Raw genomic sequence first — 16,892 nt, forward strand, 5'->3', positions numbered from 1 at the left:
GTCAGCGCGACGGAACGGCGCGGTCGTTCTCGGCGACGCGCGTCCAGTCGGTCGGAGTCGCGCGGAACCCGTCGCGACGGAGCTCGGCGACGGTCGCCGCCGTGCCCCAGAGGGCGAGTGCGAGGATGATGATGACGAGAAACATGGCAGTAACGCTACGATCCATTCATAACTGCCACTAGTGGCAGACAGGACATCATGCGTAGGATTGCTGCCACCCATCCATCGCATGAGAAGAGCCGCCATGAAGACCGTCGCCTGCGTGATCGACAACGGCTTCGCGCCATTCGAGTTCGGGGTCGCGTGCGAGGCCTTCGGCCTCGATCGCGCTGACGACGGCGTGCCCAACTTCGACTTCCGCGTCGTCGCCCCCGAACCGGGGCTGGTGCGCTCGAAGATCGGCTTCTCGGTCGAGGTCGAGCACGATCTCGGCTTCGCCCACGAGGCCGACCTCGTGATCTTCTGCCCGATGCCGCGCAGCCAGTGGACGAACGTGGATCCGAGGCTGATCGACCTGGCGAGGTCGGCCGTCGCGCGGGATGCCTGGGTGATGAGCGTCTGCAGCGGCTCGTTCGCGCTCGCTGCCGCCGGCGTGCTCGACGGGCGCCGCGCGACCACCCACTGGATGTACGCGCACACTCTGGCCGAGATGTATCCGCTCATCGACGTCGATCCCGACGTGCTCTTCGTGCAGGACGGCCGCATCATCAGCAGCGCCGGCACCGCGGCGGGCATCGACGCGTGCCTGCACCTCCTGCGCATCGAGCTCGGCGCCGAGATGGCCGGCCGCATCGCTCGCCGCATGGTCGTGCCGCCGCAGCGCGACGGCGGCCAGGCCCAGTACATCGACCGCCCGCTGCCGGTCGATGTGGGCGGGTCACTGGCATCCGTCGCCGACTGGGCGGTGCAGAACCTGCACGACGACCTGTCGGTCGATCAGCTCGCCGACCATGCGCACATGTCTGCGCGCACCTTCGCGCGGCGGTTCAAGGCAGAGTTCGGGGCGACGCCGGCCGCCTGGCTGACCCGTCAGCGGGTGATCAGCGCGCAGCGGATGCTCGAGCGCACCGACTTCGGTCTCGACCGCATCGCGGAAGAGAGCGGCTTCGGCTCAGCGGCCGTCCTGCGCCAGAACTTCGCCCGTGTGCTCGGCACCACCCCGACCGCCTACCGGGCGCGCTTCTCGTGCCGGGACGAGCTGGTGCCCGCCTGAGACGAAGAAGAGGTTCCCGCCGGACGGCGGGAACCTCTTCTGTCGACCTGTGCTCGAGCGATCAGGCGTTCGTCATGCCGCGGCGCAGCAGACGACCGCGAGCGTTCTCGAAGTCGATGACCTCGCCGTGCAGCCACGTCCTGCGCACGACGCCCGCGAGGGCCTTGCCCTGGTACGGGGTGAGCGGGTTCTTGTGGTGCAGCTTCTTCACGTCGACCACGTAGGCGTCGTCGGCGGCGAAGATCGAGAAGTCGGCGTCGTAGCCAGGGGCGATGCGTCCCTTGCCGGTGAGGCCCGCGAACTGCGCGGGGCGCTCGCTCATCCAGCCCACGACGGTCTCGAGCGCCAGGCCGCGCTGGCGTGCCTCGGTCCAGATCAGCGACAGGCCGAGCTGCAGAGATGCCACGCCGCCCCAGGCGACCGCGAAGTCGCCGTTCTCGAGGTCCTTGAGGTCGAGCGTCGAGGGGGAGTGGTCCGACACGACGAAGTCGATCGTGCCGTCTTCGAGGCCCTGCCAGAGCTGCTCGCGGTTGCCGGCCTCGCGGATCGGCGGGCAGCACTTGAAGGCGGTCGCGCCGTGGGGGATCTCCTCGGCCGTCAGCGTCAGGTAGTGCGGGCAGGTCTCGACGGTGAGCTTGAGTCCGTCGCGCTTGGCGCTGCGCAGCATGGGCAGCGCGTCAGACGACGACAGGTGCAGGATGTGCGCCCGCCCGCCCGTCCAGCGAGCGCGCTCGATGACCTCGGCGATGGCGAGGTTCTCGGCACCGCGGGGACGCGAGGCCAGGAACTTGCTGTAGTCGTCGCCCTCGGGCTGGGGTGCGCGGTCGATGGCACGGGAGTCCTCGGCGTGCACGATCATCACGGAGTCGAAGCTGGCGAGCTCGCGCATGTCCTTCTCGAGCTCATCGGGGTCGAGCGGGGGGAACTCGTCGACACCGGAGTGCAGCAGGAAGCTCTTGAAGCCGAACACGCCGGCGTCGTGCAGCGGACGCAGATCGTCGGTGTTGCCCGGGATCGCACCGCCCCAGAAGCCCACGTCGACGTGGGTCTGGCCGCGAGCGGCCTCGCGCTTCGTCTCGAGCGCGTCGACGCTGACGGTCGGCGGGATGCTGTTCAGCGGCATGTCGATGATGGTCGTCACGCCCCCGGCGGCGGCGGCGCGCGTGGCGGACGCGAAGCCCTCCCACTCGGTGCGGCCGGGCTCGTTGACGTGCACGTGGGTGTCGACCAGGCCGGGGATCAGGGTCTCGTCGTCGGCGAGCTCGATGACCTCGTCACCGGCGAGATTGTTGCCGAGCGGCTGCATGGCGACGATGACGCCGCCGCGCACGCCCACCTCGCGCGGACGGATGCCCGCGGTCGTCAGCACTCGCGCACCGCGGATGACGAGGTCGTAGTGCTCGCCGGTCGGATCGAGCGAGACGGATTCCCCGTCGTGCTCTTCGGTCTCGTGCGACATGTCGCGCGTCCCTTCTGCCGGCGCTTCCGCCGGGCTTGTGTTCTGTGGGGGTGGTGGGTGCGGGGTGGCCTCAGCCTACGAGACCGGGGAAACCCGTGATCCGCTTCGCGCGCGGAGGGGCGTAGGTGCGCACCTTCGAGGTCTTCAGGCCCAGGTTGACCAGGCCCTCGGCGACGACGACCGCAGCCTGCACGCCGTCGACGACGGGAACACCGCAGAGCTCGACGATGCGGTCCTTCAGCTCGGCCATGCCGCCGCAGCCGAGCACGATCACCTCGGCGCGGTCGACCTCGACGGCGAGCTTCGCTTCGGCGGCGATGGCCTCGACCGCGCGGTCGGGGTCGCTCTCGAGCTCGAGCACGCCGAGCCCCGAGGAGCGCACCGATGCGCAGCGGTCGTGCAGGCCCGCGAGGATCAGGCGGTCCTCGATCAGCGGGACCGCACGATCGAGGGTGGTGACGACCGAGTAGGTGCGGCCCAGGTACATGGCGGTCGAGGCGGCCGCCTCGGTGATGTCGACGACGGGCACGTCGAGCAGCTCCTGCAGCCCTTCGCGGCCGTGCTCGCCGTAGCCCGCCTGGATGACGGCGTCGTACTCGCCCTCGTATCGCACGACCTTGTCCATCACGCCGACGGCGGCGAGGTAGCTGTCGAAGTTGCCCTCGCACGAGTCGGCGCCGAAGTCGGGTGTGAGGCCGATGATCTCGGTGCCGGCCGAGGCGGCGGCGCGCGCCGCCTCGGCGATGCCGTCTGTCATCGTCTGGGTGGTGTTGACGTTGGCAACCAGGATGCGCATGCGTGTTCTCCGTTCGCTGTCGATCAGTGCGTGGGGGTGACGGCGATGTCAGTGCCCTCGACATCGGTGAAGGGGCCGCGGCGGTCGGCGAGGATGCCGTACGCGATGGCGCCGAGACCGGCGGCGAGGAACCACGAGAACTGGCTCACGACCTGGAAGGCGGGCACGAAGGTCAGCAGCAGGGCGATGGTGCCCGAGATCGCGAGGGCGATGACTGCTCGCGGGTTGAAGCCGCGGGCGTAGTAGTACTCGCCGGTGACGTGCTCGGAGTACAGCTCGGGCACGTTGATGCGCTGCTTCTTGATCAGCCAGTAGTCGACCATGATGATGCCGAACAGCGGGCCGAGCAGCGCGCCGAGGCCGTTCAGGAAGATGCCGATGACGACGGGCGAGTTGTACATGTTCCACGGCAGGATCACGAGGCCGATGACCGCCGAGAGCAGCGCGGCCTTGCGGAAGTTCAGGTGCCGGGGGAACAGGTTGGTCAGCGCGTACGTCGGGGCGACGAAGTTCGCCATCAGGTTCACGGCGATCGTCAGCACGATCAGCGCGAGCGAGGCGAGCACGAGCAGCAGCGTGTTCGGGATCGCAGCGACAACGTCGGCCGGCGAGGCGATCGCCACGCCGTTGATCGTGAACGAGCCGCCCGCCAGCACGACGACGACGGTGCCGAAGAAGAGCATGTTGATCGGGATGCCCCAGAAGTTGCCCTTCACGATCGACTTCTTCGACCGCGCCCCGCGGGTGAAGTCGCAGAAGTTGAGCACGAACGTGCCGTAGATGGCGACCCAGGCCGAAGCGCCGCCGAGCATGTGCAGCCAGAGGTCGGCTCCCTGGAGGGGCGAGTCGTTCGTCCAGGAGATCTGGAAGTCGGCCTGCACGAGAACCCAGACGGCGAGCGAGACGAACGTCGCGAGGATGACGGGGCCGGCGAAGGCCTCGTACTTGCGGATCATCTCCATGCCGTAGCTGACGATGATCGACTGCAGCACCCAGAGCACGAGGAACGTCAGCCAGCCGAGGCCCGACAGCCCGAGGAACGACCCCTGCTGCCAGGCGGCCGCGCCGGGGAGCAGGGCGATGATGACGACCTGCAGCACCTGGGAGGCGAGATAGGTCTGGATGCCGAACCAGGCGATGGCGACGCCGCCGCGGAGGAGTGCGGGGATCTGCGCGCCGTAGATGCCGAACGAGATGCGGCTCATGACGGGGAACGGAACGCCCGTCTTCTCGCCCATGAATCCCGACAGCGTGAGGAGAAGGAAGAGGAAGAGGGCGCCGAACGCCAGCGATCCGAGAATGGCCCCGCCGCTCATGCCGAGTGAGAAGAGCCCGATCGCCCAGACGTAGTTGCCGAGGCTGTGCACGTCGTTCGCCCACAGTGCGAAGATGCTGTAGGCGCTCCAGTGCCGCCCTTCCCGGGTGGTGGGTGCGAGGTCGCTGTTGTAGAGACGGGGGCTCAGGCCCATCTGAATGGCGAAAGTCCCCGAAGGGGCCTCGTCGAGACCTTCAGAAGCGCGGCTGCGCGGGTGCGCGTACTCTTCGGTTGCCATGCGGAAACTCCAATATCCGGACTACGCCGTCGGGAATGAGGTCGAGCACGTGATTGTGCTCTGGGTATTTCGTATTGCGAAAGTATTCTTTCGTAGTACGTTATTCGAACACAGCGCCGTTTCCCCTGTCAAGTGGATTCCGAAGCTGTGGCGCAGGGTGACCCCTGCCGTTAGACTTTTCGCATAGCAGAACTTGATTCTCGTTGATCGGAACCGGCATGAACGCTTCACTCACCTCCACCCCGCGACGCGAGATCGCCCCCGAGCTCGCGCGCTCGTGGCTGCTCGTCGCGGCCACGCGTCCTGAGAGCTTCGATGCCGCGGCCGCCTCGCACGCCGACGCCGTCGTGCTCGACATCGAGGATGCCGTGGACGCCAGCAAGAAGCAGTCGGCCCGCGCCGATGTGGTGCGCTGGCTGAGTGAAGGTGGACGCGCATGGGTGCGCATCAACGACGCCGGCAGCGACTACTGGGCCGACGACATCGAGGAGCTGCGCACGGCGCCGGGTCTGCAGGGCGTGATGCTCGCCAAGACCGAACTCGGGGGTCAGGCCATGGACACCTACAACCGCCTGGGCGCCCGTGTTCCGATCGTCGCGCTGGTCGAGTCGGCCATCGGCATCGAGAACGCCAGTGAGATCGCCCGCGCCAAGGGCGTCTTCCGCCTCGCCTTCGGAAGCGGCGACTTCCGCCGCGACACGGGCATGTCAGCCGACCGCGAGGCCATGGCCTATCCGCGCGCCCGCCTGGTCATCTCCAGCCGCGTCGGCGGCCTGCCCGGCCCGATCGACGGACCCACGGTCGGCTCGAGCCATCCCATCCTGCGCGAGCAGTCGGCCACCACGGTCTCGATGGGCATGACCGGGAAGCTCTGCCTCTCGGCCGATCAGACACCCGTGGTCAACGAGGTCATCAGCCCCACCCGCACCGACGTCGAGTGGGCCCACGAGTTCCTCGCCGACTTTGACGCGCGCGGGCGGATCGTGCGAGACGGCAGCGACCTGCCCCGTCTCGGCCGGGCCCGCAAGATCATGCAGCTCGCCGAGGCCTTCGACGTGCTCCCCGTCGCGCGCTGACGGCGCCGCGGCCGGCATCCATCCCCGAACAGAACGGAGTCATCATGACCGACAAGCTCACCGCCGGCAGCACGGCGCCCGACTTCGCCCTCGCAGACGCCGAGGGCCGCACCACCGCGCTCTCCGATTACCGGGGCCGCAATGTGGTGGTCTACTTCTACCCGAAGGCGGCCACCCCCGGCTGCACCACCGAGGCCTGCGACTTCCGCGACAGCCTCTCGGCGCTCGATGCCGCCGGCTACGCGGTCATCGGCGTCTCGCCCGACTCGGTCGACGAGATCCGATCGTTCGCCGAGGCCGAGCACCTCACCTTCCCGCTGCTCGCCGACAGCGACGCCGCGGTCGCCAAGGCGTGGGGTGTGTGGGGCGAGAAGACCGTCGGCGACCGCACGTTCGACGGCGTGATCCGCTCGACCTTCGTCCTCGACGGCGAAGGCGTCGTGCAGCGGGCAGAATATGGTGTGGATGCAGAAGGTCACGTGGCCCGCCTGCGCACAGAGCTCGGAGTCTGACTCCACGATGTGAAAAGGGCCGCCGGGGATGTTGACAAACGACTCCGGCGGCCCACACAATGTTTACACATGCTGAAATAACAGTTCCGGCATACGGAAGTAACCTTCTCGTGAAGACTCCGTCAGGGGTTTCCGTATAGCCTTCGCGCCGGATGCCAGCATCTGCTTGAGGATCGAAGATGTTGCTCGAGAACTTCAATGCGGCCACTCGCGAAGAGGCCGTCGCCATCGTGAAGCCGGCGCTCGACATCGCCCGCTGGATCGACGGGATCGTCGACGGCCGGCCGTACCAGAGCCTGGACCAGGTCGCGGCCGCAGCCGCCACCGTCGCAGCCCCGCTCACCGAGGCCGAGATCGACGCTGCCCTGGCGCACCACCCTCGCATCGGCGAGCGCCCCCAGGGCGAGACCGCCGAGGCCGCGCTCTCGCGCAAGGAGCAGCCGGGCGTCGATGCCGACACCGCAGCCAGGCTCGCCGAGGGCAACAAGGCCTACGAGCAGAGGTTCGACCGCGTGTACCTGGTGCGCGCCGCCGGACGCTCGGCGGAAGAGATCCTCGCCCTGCTGCAGGAGCGGCTGGGCAACACCCCCGAACAGGAGCTCGTCGTGGTCGACCAGCAGCTGCGCGAGATCGCGGCGCTGCGCCTGGCCGGAGCCCTCGAGAGCTGAAGGAGCGCGACATGAGCGTTTCCCACGTGACCACCCACATCCTGGACACCTCGGTCGGACGCCCTGCGCCCGACGTCGCGGTCGCGCTCGAAGCCCGTCAGGGCGACGAGTGGGTCGCGATCGGTTCAGGATCCACAGATGCTGACGGGCGGGTGAAAGAACTGGGCCCCGAGCGGCTGGAGAGCGGTGCGTACCGCCTCCGGTTCGACACGGCGGCCTACTTCGCCGGCATCGACACGGACACCTTCTTCCCGGAGGTGGTGTTGACCTTCCAGGTCGACGCTGAGCAGGCGCACTACCACGTGCCGCTGCTGCTGAGCCCGTTCGCCTATTCCACTTACCGAGGAAGCTGAGTAGAGATCATGACCAACATCATTCTGGGCAAGAACCAGTACGGCAAGGCCGAGGTCCGGGTCGTCCGGGTCACGCGCGACACCGCCCGCCACGAGATCGAGGACCTCAACGTCACCTCGCAGCTGCGAGGCGACCTCGACAGCGCCCACTTCGAGGGCAACAACGAGCACGTCGTCCCGACCGACACGCAGAAGAACACGGTGTACGCCTTCGCCAAGGACGGCGTCGGCAGCCCCGAGGAGTTCCTGCTGCGCCTCGGCCGCCACTTCACGGGCGAGTTCGACTGGATCACCGGCGGCCGCTGGGAGGCCGAGCAGTACACCTGGCAGCGCATCCAGGGCGACGACGGCGAGCACGACCACTCGTTCGTGCGCGGCGGCACCGAGACCCGCACGTCGGTCGTGCAGATCGACGGCGACGACACCGTCGTGATCGCCGGCCTGCAGGACCTCAAGGTGCTGAAGTCGACCCAGAGCGGCTTCGTCGGCTACCCGAAGGACAAGTACACGACGCTGCCCGAGACCGAGGACCGCATCCTCGCCACCTCGGTCACCGCCAAGTGGCGCTACAACCGCAATGACCTCGACTACAACGAGGTCTTCGCCGACGTCCGCCGCCTGCTGCTCGCCGGCTTCTCGCGCAACTACTCGTACGCCCTGCAGCACACGCTGAAGGAGATGGCCGAGGCCGTGCTCGAGGCGCACCCCGAGATCGACGAGATCCGCTTCTCGACGCCGAACAGCCACCACTTCGTTGTCGACCTGTCGCCGTTCGGTCTCGAGAACCCCAACGAGGTCTTCTACGCGGCCGACCGCCCGTACGGCCTCATCGAGGCGTCGTTCCTGCGCGAGGGCGCCGACACCGACCACTGGTCGTGGGACGGCATCGCAGGCTTCTGCTGATCCCGCGCTCAGCGATCACCGCATGCGCATCCGGGGGCTCGTCGGCCATGCCGACGGGCCCTCGGGGCATCCGGAACCGCAGCGCAGGGTCAGCCGCGGCCGCCGAACGGCATGCCCGCAGCCGCCACCGTGAGCGAGGTGATGTTCGCCTCCGCGGGCAGCTGCGCCATGAACAGCACGGCCCGAGCGGCATCCGCCACATCGAAGGTCGGCTCGACCAGTCGCGATCCGTCTGCCTGCAGGGCACCCGAGCCCACACCGATCTCCGACATGATCTGCGTGGCGGCGTTGCCGATGTCGATCTGGCCGCAGCTGATGCCGTGGCGACGACCGTCGAGATCGATCGACCGGGTCAGCCCCGTGATCGCATGCTTGCTGACCGCATAGGCCACCGACTGCGGCCGGGGAACCTGCGCCGAGATCGAGCCGTTGTTGATGATGCGTCCGCCCGAGGGCTGCTGCGCGATCATGGTCCGCATCGCCGCACCCGCGCACAGCACGGCGCCCGTGACGTTCACGTCGATCGTGCGCCGGAACTCCTCGGGGTCGACCTCGGCAGCCGAGGCCGCCGGGCCGAACACCCCGGCGTTGTTGAACAGCACGTCCACCCGGCCCCACTCGGCCACGACCCGCGCGAACAGCGCGTCGACCTCCGCCGCTATGGTGATGTCGGTCGGCACGACCAGGGCATCCGGATGCTCTGCCGCGGTCTGCTCGAGGGCATCCGCCCGTCGGCCCGCCAGGGCGACCTTGAAACCGGCGTCGAGCATCGCCACGGTGACGGCCCGACCGATCCCTGAACCTGCACCCGTGACGACGGCGATGCGATCGCTCACAGTCACCCCTTCCGCTTCCTGTTCGCCTGCCCGACCGGCAGCCTCACTCCATCTAACAAGAAAGGCCGAAAGTGAACGACGATCGCGCCTCAGCATCCATCCTCGACTCAGCCCCCGGCGACATCGACCCTGAGGAGACCGCCGAATGGCTCGAGTCCCTCGACGCCGTCGTGAACGCGCGCGGCCCGGCCCGCGGCGAGCACCTCGTGCGCAGCCTCGTCGACCGCGCCGGCCTGCGCGACGAACCCAGCGCCACCACCGACTACGTGAACACGATCGCCGCGGCCGACGAGCCCGAGTACCCCGGCGACGAAGAGCTCGAACGCCGCTACCGGGCGTGGATGCGCTGGAACGCGGCCGTGCTCGTGCACCGCGCGCAGCGGCCAGGCATCGGCGTCGGCGGCCACATCTCGACGTACGCGGGCGCGGCGACGCTCTACGAGGTCGGGTTCAACCACTTCTTCCGCGGCAAGGACCACCCCGGCGGCGGCGACCAGGTCTTCTTCCAGGGCCACGCGTCGCCCGGGATGTACGCCCGCGCGTACATGGAGGGCCGCCTGAGCGAAGACGACCTCGACGGCTTCCGCCAGGAGAAGTCGCGCGAGGGCCACGCGCTCAGCTCGTACCCGCATCCCCGGCTCATGCCGGAGTTCTGGGAGTTCCCCACCGTGTCGATGGGCATCGGCCCGATGAACGCGATCTACCAGGCGCAGTCGAACCGCTACCTGCAGGGCCGTGGCCTCAAGGACACGAGCGACCAGCACGTCTGGGCGTTCCTCGGCGACGGCGAGATGGACGAGCCCGAGTCGCGCGGTCTGCTGCAGCTCGCCGCCAACGACGGCCTCGACAACCTGACCTTCGTCGTCAACTGCAACCTGCAGCGTCTCGACGGCCCGGTGCGAGGCAACGGCAAGATCATCCAGGAGCTCGAGGGCTTCTTCCGCGGTGCCGGCTGGAACGTCATCAAGGTGATCTGGGGCCGGGAGTGGGACGACCTGCTCGCCCGCGACGAGGACGGCGCACTCGTCGACATCATGAACACCACCCGCGACGGCGACTACCAGACGTACAAGGCGGAGTCGGGCGGGTTCATCCGCGAGAACTTCTTCGGCCGCGACGAGCGCGCCGCAGCACTGGTCGAGAACCTCACCGACGATCAGATCTGGGGCCTGAAGCGCGGCGGGCACGACTATCACAAGGTGTTCGCGGCCTATCAGCAGTCGATGCAGCGCAACGGCAAGCCGACCGTCATCCTCGTGAAGACCGTCAAGGGGTACGGCCTCGGGCAGCGCTTCGAGGCGCGCAACGCCACGCACCAGATGAAGAAGCTCACGCTGCAGGATCTGAAGGACTTCCGCGATCACCTGCGCGTGCCGATCACGGATGCCCAGCTCGAGGCCGACCCGTACCAGCCGCCGTACTACCACCCGGGCGCCGATGCGGCCGAGATCCGGTACATGCAGGAGCGCCGCCGGGCGCTGGGCGGGTACCTGCCCGAGCGCCGGCCCCATGCGGCGGGCGAGATCGCGCTGCCCGATGCCAGGGCCTACGAGGTGGCCGCCCGAGGCTCGGGCAAGCAGGAGGCGGCGACGACCATGGCGTTCGTGCGCGTGCTGAAGGACCTCATGCGCGACAAGGAGTTCGGCAAGCGCATCGTGCCGATCATCCCCGATGAGGCGCGCACCTTCGGAATGGACGCGTTCTTCCCGACGGCGAAGATCTACAACCCCAACGGACAGAACTACCTCGCGGTCGACCGCGACATCGTGCTGTCGTACAAGGAGTCGACGTCGGGGCAGATCGTGCACGCTGGCATCAACGAGGCGGGCTCGATCGCCGCGTTCACGGCCGCCGGCACGGCATACGCCACGCACGGCGTGCCGCTGATCCCGGTATACGTGTTCTACTCGATGTTCGGCTTCCAGCGCACGGGCGATTCGCTGTGGGCCGCGGCCGACCAGATGGCCCGGGGCTTCCTCATCTCGGCGACGGCGGGCCGCACCACGCTGACCGGCGAGGGCCTGCAGCACGCCGACGGCCACTCGCCGCTGCTCGCCGCCACCAACCCGGCCGTGATCACGTACGACCCGGCGTACGGCTACGAGATCGGTCACATCATGCGCGCTGGCATCGAGCGGATGTACGGGCCGGACTCGACCGATCGCAACCGGATCTACAACCTCATGGTCTACAACGAGCCGATCGTGCAGCCCGCCGAGCCCGAGGGGGTCGACGTCGAGGGCATCCTCGGTGGCATCCACCGCATCTCTCCCGCGCAGGGGGAGGGCCCTCGCACGCACCTGCTGGCGTCGGGCATCGGCGTGACCTGGGCCCTCGAGGCGCAGCAGCTGCTGCGCGACGAATGGGGCGTGGCGGCCGACGTGTTCTCGGTCACCTCGTGGACCGAGCTGCGCCGCGACGCGGTGCGCGCCGAGGAGGAGGCGTTCCTGCATCCCGAGAACGGCGTGCGCACGCCCTTCCTGCAGCAGCAGCTGGCGGACGCGCACGGCCCCATCGTGGCGGTCAGCGACTATGCGAAGGACCTGCCCGACCAGATCCGCCAGTTCGTGAAGAACGACTGGGCGACTCTGGGGGCCGACGGCTTCGGCTTCTCGGACACCAGGGCCGCCGCCCGCCGCTTCTTCAAGATCGATTCGCACTCGGTCGTCGTGCGCGCGCTGCAGCTGCTCGCCGCCAGGGGAGAGGTCGATGCCGCGGCTCCCGCTCAGGCGGCTGAGCGCTACCGCCTGCTCGACGTGAACGCCGGCACGAGCGGCAACGCGGGCGGCGACGCCTGAACCTCGTCATGAGACGGCGAGAGGCCCGGATGCATGGCATCCGGGCCTCTCGCCTTTTTCGGAACTCGGGCGGTCAGGAGACCAGTTCGGCGCTGATCGCCTCGGCGGCCTTGCGGAGCATGGGCACGGCGCGCTCGCCGAATGCCTCGTCGACGCGCGAGATGGGGCCGGAGACCGAGACGGCGGTCGGCGTGGGTGCATCGGGCACGGCCATCGAGAAGCACCGCACCCCGATCTCCTGCTCCTGGTCGTCGATCGCGTAGCCGCGCTCGCGGATGCGGTCGAGCTCGGCGATCAGGGCATCGACGTCGCCGATGCTGAACTCGGTCGGGGTGGGCATGCCGGCGCGCGTGACGATGCTGCGGACGGTGTCGTCGGGCAGCTGCGCCAGGATGGCCTTGCCGACGCCCGTGTCGTGCGTGTGCGCTCGGCGCCCGACCTCGGTGAACATGCGCATCGAATGCAGCGAGGGCACCTGGGCGACGTACACGACCATGTTGCCGTCGAGCACGGCCATGTTCGCGCTCTCGCCGAGCTGGTCGACCAGACCCTTCAGCTGCGGTCGGGCCAGCGCCCCGAACTGCCGGGATGCGCCCTCTCCGATGCGGATGAGCCGGGGTCCCAGCGCGTAGCGGCGGTTCGGCAGCTGGCGGGCATAGCCGAGAGAGACCAGCGTGCGCAGCAGGCGGTGGATCGTCGGGAGCGGAAGATCGGTCGACGATGCGAGCTCGCTCAGGGTCACGTCACCACCGGCGTCCGTCACCAGCTCGAGCAGTTCGAACACGCGCTCGACGGACTGCACTCCCGATCCGCTGCCGCGCGGAGTCTTGCTTTCGGCCATCAGGTCCTCCTAGGTACCGAGATGATTCCATCATGCGAGAAGTGTGAGCGAAAATCCTGGCGCATCCATCATCGTTGACTGCATCGAACTTTCGTAAGATAGACAATAGTCTCCACGATGCGAAAGCACGAAGAAGTCCATCAGCTCACGTGAGTCGGCGCAGAGGCGTGCGGCACACCTCAGGGAAGAGGAAACATGGCCAATCCCGGTCCCGGTAACTCGATCACACTTCGTATCGACGCTCCCTCCAACTTCAGTGTCACCAGCGAGCTCGCCGCAGCCGCGGCATCCGCCGGCGCTGCCATCACCGCACTCGATGTCGTGGAGTCGCACCCGACCTCGATCGTCGTCGACCTCACCTGCAACACGATCGACGACGACCACGCCTCGCGCATCCGCGACGCGGTGCAGGCGCTCGAGGGCGTGCACGTGCGACAGGTGAGCGACCGCACCTTCCTCATGCACCTCGGCGGCAAGCTCGAAGTCGTGCCCAGCGTCCCGCTGCGCAACCGCGATGACCTCTCGCGCGCCTACACGCCCGGTGTCGCCCGTGTCTGCATGGCCATCGCCGAAGACAAGAGCAAGGCGCGCAACCTCACCGTCAAGCGCAACACCGTCGCCGTCGTCACCGACGGCACCGCGGTGCTCGGTCTCGGCGACATCGGCCCCGAGGCCGCCCTGCCCGTGATGGAGGGCAAGGCCGCCCTGTTCAAGCAGTTCGCCAACGTCGACGCGTGGCCGGTCTGCCTCGACACGAAGGACACCGAGGAGATCATCAAGATCGTCAAGGCGATCGCCCCCGTCTACGGCGGCGTCAACCTCGAGGACATCGCCGCCCCTCGCTGCTTCGAGATCGAGGCGCGCCTGCGCGAAGAGCTCGACATCCCCGTCTTCCACGACGACCAGCACGGCACCGCGATCGTCACCCTCGCCGCCCTCGTCAACGCGCTGAAGGTCGTCGGCAAGAAGATCGAAGACGTGCGCATCGTGCTCTCCGGTGTCGGCGCCGCCGGCAACGCGATCGCGCAGCTGCTGCTCGAGCAGGGCGCGAAGGACATCGTGGCCTGCGGTCGCAACGGCGCCATCAACCGCGACGAGGAGTACACCGACGCCCACCGTGTCGAGCTCGCGGCGAACACGAACCCGCGCAACTTCACGGGCACCCTCAAAGAGGCCATGGTCGGCGCAGACGTGTTCATCGGCGTGAGCGCGCCGAACGTGCTCGACGAGAACGACATCGCCGCCATGGCCGACGACGCGATCGTCTTCGCGATGGCCAACCCCACCCCCGAGGTCGACCCGGTCGTGGCATCCAAGCACGCCGCCGTCGTCGCCACCGGCCGCAGCGACTTCCCCAACCAGATCAACAACGTGCTGGCCTTCCCCGGCTTCTTCCGCGGTCTGCTCGACGCGGGTGTGTCCGACATCACCCCGCCTATGCTGGTCGCAGCCGCCGAGGCGATCGCCTCCCGCGTCGACGACGAAGAGCGCAACGCGAGCTTCATCATCCCCAGCGTCTTCGACCCCGAGGTCGCCGGAGCGGTGGCCGAGGCGATCGTCCGGGTCGTCAAGTCCGGCGCAGAGAAGGAGTGACCCGAGTGTCAGCCAGCACATCCCTGCGCGAAGACGACTTCGCCGACATCGACGCGCGTCTGGCGCAGACCGACGCCCTGCTCACGAACTCGTACCCGGGTGACGACGGCAGCCGCCAGCCGGTGCACACGCTGTATGTGCCGGCCGATCGCTTCGACCCCGCTCTGCCCGCGCGCTTCGGAGCCGACGCGCTCGCCGCCGTCGACGCGGCGGGCGGCATGGCGGCGCTCGCCGAGTCGGTCGGGCTGGGGCACCTCGCCGACCAGCTCGCGCCGCTGGTGGACGCCAAGCTGCGACGGGAGCCCATCGAAGACCTGCGCCTCGACTTCGAGGACGGCTACGGCACGCGCGGCGACGACGAGGAGGACGCCGCTGCCGTCCTCGCCGCCGAGCGCGTCGCGGAGGCCGTCGCCGCAGGCACGGCGACGCCGTTCATCGGCATCCGGTTCAAGTGCTTCGAGGCCCCGACCCGGCGCCGCGGCATCCGCACCCTCGACCGCTTCGTCACGACGCTCGCCGCCGCCGGCGAGCTGCCGGACGGGCTGATCCTCACCCTGCCCAAGGTGACCACCGTGGCGCAGGTCGAGGCGATGGTCGCGCTCTGCGAGCGCTTCGAAGAGCGCCTGGGGCTGGCATCCGGCCGTCTGCGCTTCGAGGTGCAGATGGAGACGCCGCAGCTCATCGTCGCGGCCGACGGCACCATCCCGGTCGCGACGCTGCTGCACAGCGGGCAGGGTCGCGTGTCGGCCCTGCACTACGGCACCTACGACTACAGCGCCTCGCTGCAGATCGCCGCGGCGTACCAGTCGATGGAGCACCCGGCCGCCGACTACGCAAAGCAGGTCATGCAGGTGGCGGTCGCCGAGACCGGAGTGCGCCTCTCAGACGGGTCGACCAACGTCATCCCGGTGGGCGAGAAGGCGCAGGATGCCTGGAAGCTGCACGCGCGTCTGGTGCGGCGCTCGCTCGAGCGCGGCTACTACCAGGGCTGGGATCTGCACGCCAACCAGCTGCCGACCCGGTACCTGGCCACCTATGCGTTCTACCGCGAGGGCTTCGAGGCGGCCGCACGCCGCCTCGACAACTACCTGCACGGCAGCGACGCGACCATCATGGACGAGCCCGCCACCGCACGCGCGCTCGCCCGCTTCGTCGTGCGTGGCCTGGAGTGCGGTGCGCTCACCGAAGACGAGGTGCGCGCCTCGACCGGTGCCTCGCCCGCAGAGCTCACCCGGCTCGCCCATCCCAAACTCGCCACCAAGGAGGCCTGATGTCCTACTACACCCCGACCGGCGGACTGCCGGGGCAGACCGAGCTGCTCACCGACCGCGCGATCGTCAAGCTCGCCTACACGGTGATCCCCAAGGGCGTCCTGCGTGACATCGTCACCAGCAGCCTGCCCGGGTTCTCGAACACCCGCGCATGGATCATCGCCAAGCCGACCCCGAGCTCGGCCCAGACCTTCTCGCAGCTGATCGTCGAGATCTCGCCCGGCGGCGAGGCCGCCAAGCCCGAGCCCGAGGCCGGCGTCGAGGGCGTCATCTTCGTCACGACCGGCGCGCTCACGCTCACGCTCGAGGGCGAGACGCACGTGCTCGAAGAGGGCGGCTACGCGTTCCTCGCGCCCGGCGCCAACTGGTCGCTGAAGAACGAGGGCGACGAGATCACGAGCTTCCACTGGATCCGCAAGGCGTACGAGTGGCTCGAGGGCGTCGACGCCCCCGCGTCGTTCGTCACCCGCGATCAGGACATCGAGCCCACCCCGATGGTCGGCACCGATGCGTGGCTCACCACCCGCTTCGCCGACTCGAGCGACATGGCGCACGACATGCAGGTGAACATCGTCACCTTCAAGCCGGGCGGCTCGATCCCGTTCGCCGAGACGCACGTCATGGAGCACGGACTGTTCGTGCTCGAGGGCAAGGCCGTGTACCACCTCAACGGCGACTGGGTCGAGGTCGAGGCGGGCGACTACATGCTGCTTCGCGCGTTCTGCCCGCAGGCCTGCTATGCCGGCGGCCCCGGTGACTTCCGCTACCTGCTCTACAAGGACATGAACCGTCAGATCAAGCTGACCTGACGCCACGCATCGCCGCGCGGTTCCCCGCGCGGGCCGAGAGATCAGAAACGCACCTTCCTGGCATCCGGGAGGTGCGTTTCTGATCTCTCGGCGGGGGATGCCGAGCCGCGGTCTGCATGCCGGAGGGTGATCGAGATGCGCTCCTGATCCCAGCCGGTTCCGGATGCTGGAATGCGCGCCCCTCTTCGTTGACAGGGCGCTCACGCCCGTC

16 protein-coding genes are annotated in these 16,892 nt (G+C 68.5%); 10 read left to right on the forward strand and 6 right to left on the reverse strand.

Annotated elements, in window-relative coordinates; genetic code table 11:
• Position 1: 1 nt before the first annotated feature.
• Positions 2-145 (reverse strand): hypothetical protein, encoded by a 144-nt coding sequence (locus AB0N59_RS04895; protein ID WP_363479541.1) that lies wholly within the window; start codon positions 143-145, stop codon positions 2-4.
• Positions 146-244: 99 nt separating this feature from the next.
• Here AB0N59_RS04895 and AB0N59_RS04900 point away from each other — a divergent pair, with 99 nt between their 5' ends.
• Positions 245-1,213 (forward strand): helix-turn-helix domain-containing protein, encoded by a 969-nt coding sequence (locus AB0N59_RS04900; RefSeq protein ID WP_363479544.1) that lies wholly within the window; start codon positions 245-247, stop codon positions 1,211-1,213.
• Positions 1,214-1,274: 61 nt separating this feature from the next.
• On the opposite strand, the gene allB is transcribed toward AB0N59_RS04900, so the two are convergent.
• From allB to AB0N59_RS04915, 3 genes are all read right to left on the reverse strand, one after another.
• The gene (gene allB, locus AB0N59_RS04905) at positions 1,275-2,672 is read right to left on the reverse strand and encodes an allantoinase AllB (RefSeq protein ID WP_363479547.1); all 1,398 of its coding nucleotides are present in this window, start codon (positions 2,670-2,672) and stop codon (positions 1,275-1,277) included.
• A gap of 70 nt (positions 2,673-2,742) precedes the next feature.
• Positions 2,743-3,468 (reverse strand): aspartate/glutamate racemase family protein, encoded by a 726-nt coding sequence (locus AB0N59_RS04910; RefSeq protein ID WP_071641964.1) that lies wholly within the window; start codon positions 3,466-3,468, stop codon positions 2,743-2,745.
• A gap of 23 nt (positions 3,469-3,491) precedes the next feature.
• Positions 3,492-5,021, reverse strand: coding sequence for an NCS1 family nucleobase:cation symporter-1 (locus AB0N59_RS04915; RefSeq protein ID WP_363479550.1), 1,530 nt, complete (start codon positions 5,019-5,021; stop codon positions 3,492-3,494).
• 218 nt (positions 5,022-5,239) lie between these two features.
• Between AB0N59_RS04915 and AB0N59_RS04920 the strand changes: the two genes are divergently transcribed.
• The 5 genes from AB0N59_RS04920 (at position 5,240) to pucL (ending at position 8,533) form a co-directional block, all read left to right on the forward strand.
• Positions 5,240-6,097 (forward strand): aldolase/citrate lyase family protein, encoded by an 858-nt coding sequence (locus AB0N59_RS04920; RefSeq protein ID WP_363479553.1) that lies wholly within the window; start codon positions 5,240-5,242, stop codon positions 6,095-6,097.
• 44 nt (positions 6,098-6,141) lie between these two features.
• On the forward strand, positions 6,142-6,609 hold the full coding sequence (gene bcp, locus AB0N59_RS04925; protein WP_363479556.1) for a thioredoxin-dependent thiol peroxidase: 468 nt from the start codon (positions 6,142-6,144) through the stop codon (positions 6,607-6,609).
• Between the two features lie 179 nt (positions 6,610-6,788).
• Entirely contained in the window at positions 6,789-7,277 is a 489-nt protein-coding gene (uraD, locus tag AB0N59_RS04930; protein WP_363479559.1) for a 2-oxo-4-hydroxy-4-carboxy-5-ureidoimidazoline decarboxylase, read from the forward strand.
• 11 nt (positions 7,278-7,288) lie between these two features.
• Complete coding sequence (gene uraH / locus AB0N59_RS04935) at positions 7,289-7,630, forward strand: hydroxyisourate hydrolase (protein WP_204974850.1); 342 nt, start codon at positions 7,289-7,291, stop codon at positions 7,628-7,630.
• A gap of 9 nt (positions 7,631-7,639) precedes the next feature.
• On the forward strand, positions 7,640-8,533 hold the full coding sequence (gene pucL, locus AB0N59_RS04940) for a factor-independent urate hydroxylase (RefSeq protein ID WP_204974849.1): 894 nt from the start codon (positions 7,640-7,642) through the stop codon (positions 8,531-8,533).
• An 89-nt stretch (positions 8,534-8,622) separates the two neighbouring features.
• Here pucL and AB0N59_RS04945 read toward each other — a convergent pair whose 3' ends face one another.
• Positions 8,623-9,375, reverse strand: a complete 753-nt coding sequence (locus AB0N59_RS04945; RefSeq protein ID WP_363479564.1) for an SDR family oxidoreductase — start codon at positions 9,373-9,375, stop codon at positions 8,623-8,625.
• Positions 9,376-9,440: 65 nt separating this feature from the next.
• On the opposite strand from AB0N59_RS04945, the gene aceE reads away from it, so the two are divergent.
• Positions 9,441-12,167 (forward strand): pyruvate dehydrogenase (acetyl-transferring), homodimeric type, encoded by a 2,727-nt coding sequence (gene aceE, locus AB0N59_RS04950; RefSeq protein WP_363479567.1) that lies wholly within the window; start codon positions 9,441-9,443, stop codon positions 12,165-12,167.
• A gap of 73 nt (positions 12,168-12,240) precedes the next feature.
• Here aceE and AB0N59_RS04955 read toward each other — a convergent pair whose 3' ends face one another.
• Complete coding sequence (locus AB0N59_RS04955; RefSeq protein ID WP_204974846.1) at positions 12,241-13,008, reverse strand: IclR family transcriptional regulator; 768 nt, start codon at positions 13,006-13,008, stop codon at positions 12,241-12,243.
• Between the two features lie 195 nt (positions 13,009-13,203).
• Here AB0N59_RS04955 and AB0N59_RS04960 point away from each other — a divergent pair, with 195 nt between their 5' ends.
• Genes AB0N59_RS04960 through AB0N59_RS04970 form a run of 3 tightly spaced genes read left to right on the forward strand, consistent with a single transcriptional unit; the run spans position 13,204 to position 16,681 of the window.
• Positions 13,204-14,601 (forward strand): NAD-dependent malic enzyme, encoded by a 1,398-nt coding sequence (locus AB0N59_RS04960; RefSeq protein ID WP_363479572.1) that lies wholly within the window; start codon positions 13,204-13,206, stop codon positions 14,599-14,601.
• A 5-nt stretch (positions 14,602-14,606) separates the two neighbouring features.
• Positions 14,607-15,872: an aldolase gene (locus tag AB0N59_RS04965; protein WP_363479575.1), complete on the forward strand. Its 1,266-nt coding sequence runs from the start codon at positions 14,607-14,609 to the stop codon at positions 15,870-15,872.
• Positions 15,869-16,681, forward strand: a complete 813-nt coding sequence (locus AB0N59_RS04970; RefSeq protein WP_363481204.1) for a bifunctional allantoicase/(S)-ureidoglycine aminohydrolase — start codon at positions 15,869-15,871, stop codon at positions 16,679-16,681. The genes AB0N59_RS04965 and AB0N59_RS04970 overlap by 4 nt, the downstream gene beginning before the upstream one ends.
• The last annotated feature ends 211 nt before the right edge of the window (positions 16,682-16,892 follow it).

The sequence above is a fragment of the Microbacterium sp. NPDC089321 genome (assembly GCF_040684935.1).
Classification (GTDB): Bacteria; Actinomycetota; Actinomycetes; order Actinomycetales; family Microbacteriaceae; genus Microbacterium.